Genomic DNA, 12,807 nt, shown 5'->3' with positions numbered 1-12,807 from the left:
CACGGCGCAAGAATACCGATATATGGAATATTGTCTGCTTACCCTAGGTGTTGTTCCTTTTTCACCTCCACCCAAAACGACCATTCTGCAAAACGCTCAAGTTTTTCTCTCAAAAGTTAATTGGGTTGTTAAAAGGCGTACCGATTGTCGTCGCCTTTAGTGATGCGCAAGGGTATCTCCTGGAATTGTTTGGCGATCCGCTGGTACATCAAATGGTAGCGCAAAGCGGCATTAAGCGCGGTATCCAATTTATCGAGCAAGAATGCGGGCCAAACGTCGTCAGTCGGGCGCTGCAGGAAGATAGGCCAGTCAAGTTAATTGGAGACGATCACGCCTATGAAGCCTTACATGGCGTCGCGTGCTATGGCGCAGTCATACACAACATGGATAAATCCTTGCCAATTGGAACATTGTCTATCATGGCGCCAATTGGCGAGGCGCACGACTATTTTTTACCGTTACTCGTCACGGCGGTTGACTCTATCGAACGGCAACTGTTGCTCGCCCATAACAACCGGACGCTAGACGTGCTCAACCGCATGATACTCGAATCTACGCCAAACGCCGTGGTCATTGTTAATGAAAAGGGAATCGTTCGGGAGTGCAACAACCTGTTTGAAGCGTACCTTGGAATACGCAGTGAGGATATCATTGGCCGTCCAGCTGCGACAATCCCGTATGTCGGTGAATACTTGGACCGAAGTGTACGGGGTCAGACACGCTATCAAGATGTCGAGTTGAACATCCCGAAGCCCGAGGAATCCGCTGCGAGGATATGCTTATTTGACTGCTACCCCATACTGGACACCAGCAAGTGCCCATCCGGCGCATTGGGCCAGCTCAAAGACATCACCGAACGCAGCCGTACAGAGCAACTGTTGATACAAGCCGAAAAGATGTCCGTCGCTGGACAACTCGGTGCTGCATTTGCGCACGAAGTCCGGAATCCATTGATGGTGCTCAAAGGCTTCTTTCAGTTGATATCGGAAGAATATTCGGTGAAAAGCGATTACGTCAATATCATGATGGATGAGTTTCGAGGCATTGAGGAAATCGTTCAGGAATTTTTGAGCGTCTCGCGCCCCCGTGGGTCTACGTATCGAAAATGCGATATTGGATGCGTGCTGACATCGACAGTCTCTCTCATCTCCCCCATGACGCGCATGAAGGGGATTACCATCTCCACCGATATTGCGAAAGATGACCTGTTTGTCTTGGGAGACGAACACAATATTAAACAGATTATCATCAACCTACTGAACAACGCGATGGATGCAATGGAGCACCCAGGTTCCATTTATGTCTCGGCAAAGCTCAATGACACAAAGACGAATGTTCAGATTGAAATACAAGATGAGGGAGCCGGGATTGATCCCAACATATTCAGCAAACTGGGAACACCATTCTACACAACGAAGGAAAAGGGAACAGGATTAGGCCTTACCGTATGCTCCATTTTAATTGAGCAACACAACGGGACGATACACTTTCGGAACAGAAACGAGGGCGGTACATCCGTCATCCTGGAATTTCCCGCATTTCAATCAAAGGCAACTGAATCAAACCGCGACGATGACAAAGTGAGTTGACCAGATACCCTTATGACGGTCCGACCATGTCTACCCAGTTCGAATCTCCTGTTGCCTTTGTCGCGGCAGATTTGTCCTGCAATGTCGTTTCCACATGATACTTCGGGCGTTTTTTGGTCTCCTTGTATATCTTTGCAATATATTCTCCAATCAGTCCCAAACACATCAGTTGAATACCGCCAATGACCCAAATCGATAACATCAGCGAAGTCCACCCCGTCACCGCATGCCCCAGTAGGTCGCGTACGAGTGCATAGCAGCCGACGACAATTGAGACGAGGAACACAAGCAGCCCAACCACCGTGATCAACCGAATCGGCGTCACGCTCAATGAAGTGATCCCGTCAAACGCAAACGACAACATTTTCTTGAAGGGGTATTTTGATACGCCGGCGAATCGCGGGGATCGATTGTAATACACCTTTGTCGCCGGAAATCCAATCATCGGAATAATGCCCCGCAAGAAAAGATTCCGTTCCTCATATCGGGCCAGTTCCTCAAGTACCCGCCTGCTTAACAACCGACAATCCGCGTGGTTATACACGACGTTCGCGCCCAATTTCCGCATCAGGCGATAGAATGTTTGAGCCGTCACCCGTTTAAACCAAGTGTCGTTGGCACGATTGTCGCGTACGCCGTAAACGACGTCGTATCCCGCGAGGTACTGGTAAATCATCTCCGGGATGGCCAACACGTCATCCTGAAGATCCGCATCAATGGAAATCACCGCATCTGCATACGCTTTGGCATGCATCAAACCCGCAAATAGGGCATTCTGATGCCCAGCATTTCGAGCAAGCTTCAGCCCTTTCACGAGCGCATTGGATTGAAAATACCGTTCAATCAGCGCCCAAGTCTGATCTTGACTCCCATCATCGACCAGCAGTATGGCACTGCTTGCCCCAATGGACTGCTCCTCCACGAGGCGATTGATTACGGCAGAGAGTCGAGCGACCGTCTCGGGCAGAACCGCTTCCTCGTTGTAGCACGGCACGACGATATACAGAATCGGCAAATGGTCACGCGTGTTGCTCATAAGGCCCCATCCCTTCCATCACGTGTTGGAGATACTGCCAAATTTCCGCTTGTACCGTGGTGTCACGCAGCGCAAAATCAATCGTCGCCTTGACAAAACCAGCAACTTCACCGACATCATAGCGCTGTCCCCTAAGCTCATAAGCGAACATACGACGCTTCTTGTTCAGCTCAGCCAATGCATCAGTCAATTGAATCTCACCGCCTGTACCTGGCTTTTGAACAGAGAGAATCTGAAAAATGTCCGGGGTCAGTACATACCGACCAATGATCGCCAAATTGGACGGCGCCTCATCTGGCGTGGGTTTTTCAACCAAGTCCCCAACTGTGTGTAACCCATCCACGCTGTCGATAGGCGCTACGACGCCATAACGAGCAACGTCGCGCATTTCCACCCGTTGTACTGCGATGACACTGCTGGACGTTTGTTCATAGACGTCTAGCATCTGTTTGAGATACGGCTCTGACTGCACCACGATATCGTCACCCAACAACACGGCAAACGGCTCGTTCCCAATAAACGACTGCGCACACCAGACGGCGTGCCCAAGTCCTAGTGGTTCTTGCTGGCGGATGTAATGGATATTGGCCATGTGATTGATGGACTTCACCTGTTCAAGCAACTGCAATTTCCCTTTATGTTCAAGGGTGACTTCCAGCTCAAACGCACTGTCGAAGTGATCTTCTATCGCGCGTTTTCCTCGTCCAGTGACGATGAGGATATCGTCAATTCCAGAAGCAACAGCCTCTTCCACAATGTACTGGATGGTTGGTTTATTCAAAATCGGGAGCATTTCCTTTGGCAGTGCCTTTGTCGCGGGCAAAAACCGCGTGCCCAAGCCTGCCGCGGGAATAATCGCTTTGCGAATCCGCTGTTTCATGTCCATCCTCCGTTTGCTGTCAGTCATCTTTTCGGAAGCGCGATGCCCTAGGGGCAGATGGTCGGTCTGCGCCCACCAGCGCAACCGACCCAACGCCCATACCGCAATCAGGATTTCGAATGCGTTAGGTCATAGACCGTCACGCCACCCACCTTCGTAGATGTAAAGTGACTCTCCACCCACTTCGTGATCGCTGCACTAGGGCTAGAACTGCCACCCATTGCGCCACCTGGGAAACCACCCGCCGTCGGGGCGCCAGAAGCCCCTTTACCGCCGAAGAAAGCTGGCATTTCGCCGTTCTCCGCGCCACGCTTCAAACTGCCATCGCCCGCGCCACCAAACGGTTTAGAGCCCGCCAAGAATCCCCTACCAAAGCCCATTCCACCGGCGATGAAATAATGAATCTTCCCTTCACTCACATAGCGTTTAAATTGAGCTAAGGTCGGTGTTGGGTCGCTGCCAGCAAACCCGCCAATCGCCATGATGGGATCCCCCGTCGCTAACTGATAAGGCGCAGCCGAGTTCGCACCGATGGTCGCAGCTACCCAGGTATAGTGTGTGGCATTCTGCTCAAGCAGGCGGATGATTGCCTGATTCGGTGTCGCATCGCCAGGCCCACCAAAGCCACCCGTCAATCGAACATCGCCAAGCCCATTGGCACCGCGTAGGCTACTTCCGCTTTTCCAATGATCCGATCCGGTGGTTTTCGATGTCCCTGAGGACTGCATGCCTGACTCGAATCCAGGCATCATCCGACGATTCCCAAATCCTCCGCCACCAAACGCTGCACCAGCTACAGTAGGTCCAGCCGTCGGGGTGGAACCTGTGTGCGGCGTCGTCACGGTTTGCAGCATGTAGGCAAAAGGTCCGACAAGCCCCGCCACCACAGCGATAATGCCTGTCAGTGCGGTGATGCGCTGGCCCATCTTGTAGATACACAGGATACCAATCACCGCAATTGCACCAACCACGAGCACGACAACGCGCAACCACGGCAGCCATGTGGGTGTCCGGTCAAGTAGGACAAACGACCAAACCGCCGTAGCTGCCATCGCTACTGCCAGACCCAACCGGGCGACAAGTTCGTTTCGGCTGCGCCAGAGAACATCGCTTCCGATACCGACGAGCGCACCAATGGCCGGCGCCAGCGCGACAGTGTAATATTGGTGAATAATCCCTTTCCCGAAACTAAATGCGAGTCCTGTGACGATAAGCGTCGCAGCCCACATCAACAGCGCTGGCACCGCGTCCTCCGAACGCCAGGCGCGACGCACAAGCCACAAGGCCACGAAGAAAAGAATCAAAGCAGCAGGGATAAGCCACGAGATTTGACCACCCATATCGGCGTGAAACAACCTGGCGATGCCAGTGCTTCCACTGAACATGCCGCCACCATGACCGCCGCGGCCCCCGCCCATACTGGACTCATTGCCAGTCAGCCGGCCAAAGCCGTTGTACCCAAAAATGAGATTGAGTAGGCTGTTGTCCTGAGAACTCCCGATATATGGGCGCTTATCGGCTGGTGTAAGCTGGACGATGGCGACCCACCAACCTGCCGATACGACCACCACGATGGCGCTCGAAACCAGCTGCAGAAGTCGACGGCGAACGGACACAGGCGCAAACAGCAGATAAACCACCACAAAGCCCGGAATGACCAAGAACGCCGCGAGCATTTTCGTCAAAAATCCCAAACCAATCAAACACGAGGCCAGAATGAGCCACTTGGTTTTACCCGCTTCCAGTGCACGCGTCATCGCATAGGCGCTCGCCGTGAGTAAGAGCACAAGGAGCGCATCTGGGTTGTTAAACCGGAACATCAGCGCCGCAACGGGCGTTGTCGCGAGTACGGCACCAGCGATCAGCGCGGCGCCAGGGCTGAACCAGCGGCGAACCGTGAGATACAAAACCCACACGCAAGCCACGCCTTCCAGCGCTTCCGGAACCAGGATGCTCCATGAATTGAGGCCGAAGATACGCGCCGAGAGATCCATCACCCACAAGGAAAACGGAGGCTTGTCCACGGTGATGAAATTTGACGCGTCGAAGGATCCAAAAAAGAACGCCTTCCAACTCTTCGTCGCCGCCTGTACAGCCGCGCTATAAAATGAGTTAGACCAACCAGAAGCGCTCAGTCCCCATATGTACGCAACGGCCGTCAATACCAACAGAGCCACAAGTGCGGGCCTAACCCACGGGGCATCCTCCTGCCTGCCACTCAGGAGCTTGGGCAAACGTTGGCGACCTGTCTCTGGTGTATACGATGCATCCATCTCAACCATTTCCTTTCTACGAAACGCAGACGAACTGCTTCTCTCATTTATCGCTGTGCGTGAAAACACCCAACGTTTGCTGCCGATAAAATTGATGGCAAACGTAACGAGCGTCGCGAACAATTTACTGACCACGTCAGGGCACGCGAATCGCCGCATCACGAATAGGACGAACACCGAGACAAGATACGAGCTGACATTTATCGCGACGAATCGACCGACCTGCTTCCAACCGATGCTGCCTTGTTCCTTAAATGTCACGATGCGATTCCAAACGTAGCTGTTCATCAACCCAACCGCGTAGGATACCGTCTGCGCAGCGATGATATCCCAATGGCCGACATGCGTGAGGAGAATAAAAATTGCAAAATCCACTGCGGTATTCAGTGTGCCAACCAGTCCAAAACGGACGGTCTCCCCAAACGTACGCGTGGCCGGTATCATGTTCACCCCTCCATCAGCTTGCTGACAGGAGCATATGGAAGCTATATGAACTGAATATGAACTCGCGACACAAAAAAAGGACGCTGCTCCGCAGCGCCCTACGCATTCTGTTTCGTTGGCAAGATGACGGTGAACGTCGTCCCACGACCGACGTCACTTTCTAGCTGAATATGCCCTTGATGCAAGTCCACTATGCGCTTCACAATCGACAGCCCTAGCCCACTGCCGCCTTCAGCGCGACTGCGCGCCTTGTCCACCTTGTAAAATCGTTGGAACACCTTCTGTTGCTCCGACTTTGGGATGCCAATGCCAGTGTCCTCGACTTGCACCTTCACATTCGTCTCATCGGACGTAATGCGCACCATCAGACGTCCACCAAACGGTGTATACCGAATGCTGTTGACCAATAAGTTCATCCAAACTTGTTCCAACAAGTCTTGATCAGCCGTGAGCACCGTTTTCGGCAGTTCCAATTCAATATGGAGGTCCTTTTCCGACCACTGAGGTTCCGTGATGAGAATCGTGCGCCGGATTTGCTCATCCAAGCGATACGATTTCATCTTGATAGGGTGGTGATCAGACTCCAACGACGCCAATTTCAGCAGATTCTCGCTCATCCGCGAAATGCGTTCACTTTCCACTTCAATGGCCTCCAAGTACCTATCCCGCTCATGCTCTGGAATAATTCCTTCGCGCAAGGCCTTGGAAAACCCACGTATGGACGTCAATGGTGACTGAATTTCGTGCGATACGTTGGACACAAAATCTTGCCGCATCGTTTCCATTTGCTTGAGTTCCTGCGTCATCGCGGTAAAGCTCTCAGCCAGGACCCCAATCTCATCGCTTCGGTTAAATCGGATAGCCACATCAAAATCTCCTTTGGCCACCCGCCGAGTCGCAGCTGTAATCATTTGAATCGGTCGTATCAAATACCGGGACGCAACCAATATCAATAAACTTCCCACCACCAAAACAATCAACAACACAGTGACGAGAAACCGTGGGAATCCGGCTCTCGGCGGTGGCGGCGGAAGTCTCGGCGACACGAACATGGCATATTGCGTCTGACCAATTGAAAACGGTATCCCAACGCCCACAAAGGTATGATGTGGCATCGGCGTGTGATATGCACCATCAAACAATTCGACCGTGTTCCCCGCAAGTACTTGTTGCACCAACGGCACCGGGGTTTCCAAATTCGGATTGACCCCATACGCTCGACCGTTCATGATGCTCGAAGCGCCATTGTAGACCTCGATGTCGTACCCCTGCATACTGGCCACCACGTGAGCGTAATTCGCAAAATCGTGCAAGGAGTGGTGCTTGTACTCCACAATTGCCTGGTTGGCAGTTTTGATGATATCTGTTCGCATTTGCGACTGCGATTGCTTGGTATATAGATGAGACGTCACAAAAAACGCCACACTAATAGAGATGAGGACGATAGCAAGAAAGGTAAATACCGTTCGCAAATAGAGCGTCTTCAACATCACACCACCTCAAGGCGATACCCCAAACCACGAATCGTGGCAATTTTAAATGTGACGCCTAACTCGGCCATGCGGTTGCGTAGTCGTTTCACGTGCACATCGACGGTGCGCTCGTCACCTTGATAATCCACACCCCAAATTTCCTCAATTAACTGACCACGCGTAAAAATTTGCCCAGGATAGCTGGCCAATTTGAACAACACGTCAAACTCCTTGGGGGGTAAGACGACAGATTGTTGTCCCATGTGCACCTGGTAAGTCCGCCTGTCAATCGTCACATCGTCAATTTGAATCACATGTGAGCTATTGATTTGATACCGCCGCAGCAACGCTTTTATCCGAAAGATCAACTCTCGCGGTTCAAATGGCTTGACCAAATAATCGTCAGACCCCAATTCGAAACCCTTGATTCGCTGCTGAGGCTCCCCTTTGGCCGTAACCATGATAATCGGGATGTCGTATACCGATTTTACATTCTCACAGAATTCCCATCCATCCATGTTCGGCATCATGATATCCAGCACCACTAAATCCACTTGAAGTTTCTCCAAGCAACTGAGCGCCTCAAGGCCATCTGCGGCCTCTACCAGTTCAAACCCTTCTCGCCGAATATACAAACCAATTAAGTCCCGAATGTAGGGATCATCATCCACCACTAGAATGCGTACCAAAGGTACCCCCTCCTCTATGGATGAATATCAATCCATTATGAACTGAATATGAAGTGGCGTGTAGACGGTCATCTGCGCTTTGACGATCACTTTCCACGATACACTCACCGCACAAACAGACCACACCACACAGATACGCGCACGTTCGTCACACGCGTCCATAAAACAAACGCGGCACAGTTCCCCCGTGGAGGAACCGTGCCGCATTCATGTCTACGCACATCTATAGCCGCGATACATCACAGGCGAGATGGCCGCGCGTATGCTACCGAAATCTAGATAATCACGCGGGTACGTCACCCGATTATCTGGAAGCTGTTACCGTCGTACCCGCCGCAATCAGCTACGCGCTGTTAGTCAGTCGAGCATGAACGCCGCTGTATCATCGTATATTTGACGCTCTGCTGGATTGCTAGACTCCTCTGCGTCGAGCAATAATTTCGATCCGTCATAGTACGCATGCGACACCCGATTGGATCCGAAGCCATCCGAGCGCAGGAAGTTCAGCTGCGTCTCATAGAGCGACTGCGTGAGACTGTCGAGCGCGGTCAACTCGATTTCAACGCCCATGCCATGGCGCGTCGCAATTTGCTCGGCATTGCGAATACGCGTCACATCCGCGTCGGCGCCTTCCTCAATGTAGTTCGGTTGCAACCACGCTGCGTCCATACCGAGGGTTTGCCAATCCGCGGTGCCATTGGCGCCGTAAAACGGAATCCAGAAGATCGGCAGCCCGTTGCTGTGCGCCACGTTGGATGCTGCCTGGAACATCGCCTCGTCGCCAGGGAGGCCCGGGTTCAACTGCTCGTGATCCCAATATAGCCCCACCAGTTGCAAGTTCTGATAATTCGCTGCCTGCCACTTGCCAAGCAGCGTCGAAACATACCACTTCATGGCCGTAGTCCGCGCCGCCACCGCGTCTTCATCCGTCGAAGTCCCGTAAAAACTCAACTCCTGCCCATCGACGTTGCCAAAATCCGCGACGCCGTACGGGAAGTAGGGAATCGACAAGACCACTTTTTCCTTATATCCCGGCCGATTCAGCGACTGATTGGTCAGGCCGACCGCTTGGTTCAACGCGTCTAGCTCTTGCCCCGCTTGAAACAAATCATCAATATAGCCTGTCCAACCCGCCACCGTGTTCGGGACGTTGGAATACGGCGAGAACAACATCGTGTCAAACAGCGGGGAGACCGCCTGTCCCGCCGGATTGATGTACTCCAGCATCGGCACAAAGTCGCCAGCCGACCACGTGCCCAACTGGCCGTGGCTGCCCGTCGGGACGAGGAGCATGTTGGCGATGCCGTGATCGTTAATCGAATCCGGCGACATAACCGTGGACGGTGACGCAGTCGACGGCGCCACGACAGGGTAGGTCGGCGTCTCGCCAGTTTCCGTCGTACTGCCGGTGATGTCCAACCCCCGCGCAAACACAAACAATTCCACAGGGAACGCGATACGGATTTCCGTCGTTTCGACACCGGCGCTGCTATCAAACTGGAACACCTGCGTCGTCTTGTTCGTATCGCTCTCCGGAATCGACGAATTCACGGTCGTCAGCGCGATCCACTGGCCATTCTCGTACGCCTGGAACTGCACGTCACTCGGGTAATAGATGCCCGCTCCAGCGTCCTGTTCCAGGGTGATTTGCACGTGCTGCACATCGACCGGATTCGCGAACTGAACGGTGACCTGCCGGCCGCCTTGATGACAGTAACCTGTCCAGTGGACAGGATCTGTCAGCGGATACTGTTGATACTTTTGTTCATCCCTCTGAAAGGTCGAGTCAGCAAGCCCCGTGATGCTCGTCGAAATGGTTGCGAGGCTAGTCAAGTCTTCCGCCGGTGTCTCTGTCTCTATCGTATCCGCGTACGCGTGCGGGGCGGAAAAGACGCTCCCCACACAACCTAGCATCAAAGTCGTGGCAAGCCACGCAATGTATCTCCTTTTCATGACATCCTCCTGCGAAACCCGGTCAGGGGCAATCAGCGTCCGGAATCAGGCAGATTCGTCAGCGCCTTGTCATGAACCAGGCTGAAAGGAATTCGCAATGTGCGTGACCACACTGCTATACTGATTGGCCGCCGAAGCCGGGTACTCAATTTGCAACTCATAAATATTCGAGCCGACATAGACTTTGTCGTAAAAGATGTTTTGTCCATCCGTGCCGGACACGACACCCCAGTTGGACTGCGCGTCTTGGTACGTCGCCTGTTTGCCCGTCGCGAGCGAGGCCAACTCGCTCTTGACCGTGTCATGGTTGACGTTGTATTGGCCAAACGCTTTAACCGTCATCTCGGTATCGGAACTGGTCCAAGACTGTCCGTCGCCATCCTGCGGCAGTGCTTCCTGGTTAAACGCGGACGGAATCTGCAGTGAAAATCCATATCGGCTGTTGGTATAGTTCACGTATGTCAAGTTGGAGGTCCCGCTATCGGCCGTCGTAGGCGTTGTGGTATTGTCCTCGGCCGACGTGTTATTGGCTTCCCCCGCCCCGGTGCTGTTCGTCGTCTGCGTGGTGTTGTTCTGCGCCGTGTTCGAACTCGTCGCGTTATCTGTCGATGCCGGACTCGTGGCTTGTGTCCCACACCCTGTGGTCACCAAAAATCCGAGCGCCAGTCCTGCCGCCAACCACTTCTTGTTCGTCTTCAAACCCCTTGCCCCCTTATCTCCTGATGTGGCAATACCGCGCCACCTTTACGGGTGTACACAAATCTATTGTTGTGCCGTCAGTTTGGCATCCGCCGTCGAGACGTAGCCCGTAAGCGGCGTACCCGGTGCTTGTCCATCACTCGTGTCAGACGACTGAACTGCGATCTGAATTTGATAGACGCCGCCCGTTGCCGTTGGCGTCTGCGCCACCACGAAGTCACCAGCGTGCAGTGTGGCGATTTCATCCGTCATGTCACTCGAACCATAAACCGGAATGGACGAGTTCGTGCTCGTCGGATTCGCCACAGTCAACCGGTACACATTGGTGAGCTTCACATCCTGCGCGTCGACCCAACCCTCGCCCGCGATATGGTACCACGGCACCACATAGGCGCCGGCCATGCCTTGTGCCACCTGATCGATCACGACACCCTGCCCCACCGACACCGTCGGCGCTGGCCCGGTGTAGATGTACTTGTTCCACATGGCAAAGCTCCAGACACCGTTTTGGCTGAGGCCCATCTTCTTCTCAAACTTCTTGACCGCCGCCTGCGTCCCGGCGCCGAACTGGCCGTCGACCGTCAACCCGGCCCCTATCTGTTGATTCAAGTAGCGCTGGATTTCATCGACGCCCTCGCCGGAACTGCCGCTTTTCAACGGCCCGAAGAACATGTCCGAAATCCCGGCACTGACACTAGGGTAGTAAGGAACGCCCCCATAGTACGCATTGCTCTGCGCCGTCCCACTCGCGTTGTTCAGGTAGTACACAGGCTCCGTGTCACTTTGCGCCTGCGGTACAGCTGAACTGGAAGGGTACTGCTGATATTGATTGACGCTGCCACCCGCTGACCCGGCCAGTTCATTCATCAGACTGCCGATGCTCGAGGCCCAGTTGGGATCGGTTGCGTAGTGCACATTCATGCCCTTCAACGTCGGCGAGACGTATTCGCTGCTGCCCGGATTCAAGTAATTGTTGCGAACTTCCCAAGCTTGAAATTGAATCGCATACGCGTCACTCGGGAACATGCCAGCGTCATCGCCTGGATTCGAGTCGTACGCGCCATAGCCGAAGAGGTTATTTTTCGCCTGAGCGATCTGGCTCTTGCCCCACGCACTTTCCAAAATCGCGTGCGCAACCAGATAGTTCGCATCCACGCCGTATGTATTCTGCGCGGTGATAAACGATTGCCCGAGCCCCGTCATGGGGGATTGGTTGCTTTGCAGGAACTTATCAATGCTACTATCCGTAATGTCGCTCGGTGCGGAATACCGCAAATCTACATTCGTAAACGACTTTCCTTGTGTCTTTGAGAGAATTGCCGACCACGTAGCGGGTCCGACCACACCGTCGGCCTCTAGGTTATGGGCTGTCTGAAACGATTTGACGGCGGCCAACGTACTGGGGCCAAACTCACCGTCAATCGAGCCGACAGAATAGCCCAGCGCCTTCAAGTCCTGCTGAAGCGTCTTCACCGCTGATCCGGTTGACCCCACTTGTAAAGTAGGCTCCACCGCCTGCGCGTGTGCAACCACAGGCACCGCGACAGACAACACCATCGGCATCGCGCCGACAGCTAGCAAACGTCCGAATTTCATGAGTAACCTCCATATGGCTTTTGGGGATGAACGGCGTTTGGAGCGCGCGAACAACCGAGGCTGGATACGATTACTATACACCCCAGTAGCATAGAATGGTTACATTGATTTTCCATTAAAAAATGACTAAGTTTCGTATGATAGATTTGGATGGGGGCTGTCTCTTATACACATCT

Annotated in this window: 9 protein-coding genes; 1 reads left to right on the top strand and 8 read right to left on the bottom strand. The window is 53.4% G+C overall.

Annotation, left to right across the window (positions count from 1 at the left end; all coding sequences use genetic code 11):
- The first annotated feature begins 125 nt into the window (after positions 1–125).
- Positions 126–1,589, top strand: coding sequence for an ATP-binding protein (locus J3482_RS18435; RefSeq protein ID WP_206922886.1), 1,464 nt, complete (start codon positions 126–128; stop codon positions 1,587–1,589).
- 10 nt (positions 1,590–1,599) lie between these two features.
- On the opposite strand, the gene J3482_RS18430 is transcribed toward J3482_RS18435, so the two are convergent.
- From J3482_RS18430 to J3482_RS18395, 8 genes are all read right to left on the bottom strand, one after another.
- Complete coding sequence (locus J3482_RS18430) at positions 1,600–2,625, bottom strand: glycosyltransferase family 2 protein (protein ID WP_021298456.1); 1,026 nt, start codon at positions 2,623–2,625, stop codon at positions 1,600–1,602.
- Entirely contained in the window at positions 2,609–3,505 is an 897-nt protein-coding gene (gene galU / locus J3482_RS18425) for a UTP--glucose-1-phosphate uridylyltransferase GalU (RefSeq protein ID WP_021298455.1), read from the bottom strand. The genes J3482_RS18430 and galU overlap by 17 nt, the downstream gene beginning before the upstream one ends.
- A gap of 107 nt (positions 3,506–3,612) precedes the next feature.
- Positions 3,613–6,222: a glycosyltransferase family 39 protein gene (locus tag J3482_RS18420; protein ID WP_206919244.1), complete on the bottom strand. Its 2,610-nt coding sequence runs from the start codon at positions 6,220–6,222 to the stop codon at positions 3,613–3,615.
- A gap of 98 nt (positions 6,223–6,320) precedes the next feature.
- Positions 6,321–7,709 carry a sensor histidine kinase gene (locus tag J3482_RS18415; RefSeq protein WP_161624391.1) on the bottom strand — a complete coding sequence of 463 codons (1,389 nt, stop codon included), beginning with the start codon at positions 7,707–7,709 and terminating at the stop codon, positions 6,321–6,323.
- Positions 7,710–7,711: 2 nt separating this feature from the next.
- Positions 7,712–8,383, bottom strand: coding sequence for a response regulator transcription factor (locus J3482_RS18410; protein WP_021298452.1), 672 nt, complete (start codon positions 8,381–8,383; stop codon positions 7,712–7,714).
- Positions 8,384–8,740: 357 nt separating this feature from the next.
- The gene (locus tag J3482_RS18405) at positions 8,741–10,336 is read right to left on the bottom strand and encodes a DUF4855 domain-containing protein (RefSeq protein WP_146821644.1); all 1,596 of its coding nucleotides are present in this window, start codon (positions 10,334–10,336) and stop codon (positions 8,741–8,743) included.
- 69 nt (positions 10,337–10,405) lie between these two features.
- Complete coding sequence (locus J3482_RS18400) at positions 10,406–11,035, bottom strand: hypothetical protein (RefSeq protein ID WP_021298450.1); 630 nt, start codon at positions 11,033–11,035, stop codon at positions 10,406–10,408.
- 63 nt (positions 11,036–11,098) lie between these two features.
- Entirely contained in the window at positions 11,099–12,631 is a 1,533-nt protein-coding gene (locus tag J3482_RS18395; protein WP_021298449.1) for a peptidoglycan-binding protein, read from the bottom strand.
- Between the last annotated feature and the right edge of the window lie 176 nt (positions 12,632–12,807).

This window comes from Alicyclobacillus suci, assembly GCF_017329615.1.
Taxonomy (GTDB): Bacteria; Bacillota; Bacilli; order Alicyclobacillales; family Alicyclobacillaceae; genus Alicyclobacillus; species Alicyclobacillus suci.
This window is presented reverse-complemented; position numbering and strand designations above follow the sequence as displayed.

Bases quoted from the DNA above. Each gene is read 5' to 3' on its own strand.
- J3482_RS18405 (WP_146821644.1), bottom strand. From the start codon at position 10,336: ATGAAAAGGAGATACATTGCGTGGCTTGCCACGACTTTGATGCTAGGT.
- J3482_RS18430 (WP_021298456.1), bottom strand. From the start codon at position 2,625: ATGAGCAACACGCGTGACCATTTGCCGATTCTGTATATCGTCGTGCCG.
- J3482_RS18420 (WP_206919244.1), bottom strand. From the start codon at position 6,222: ATGATACCGGCCACGCGTACGTTTGGGGAGACCGTCCGTTTTGGACTG.
- J3482_RS18395 (WP_021298449.1), bottom strand. From the start codon at position 12,631: ATGAAATTCGGACGTTTGCTAGCTGTCGGCGCGATGCCGATGGTGTTG.
- galU (WP_021298455.1), bottom strand. From the start codon at position 3,505: ATGAAACAGCGGATTCGCAAAGCGATTATTCCCGCGGCAGGCTTGGGC.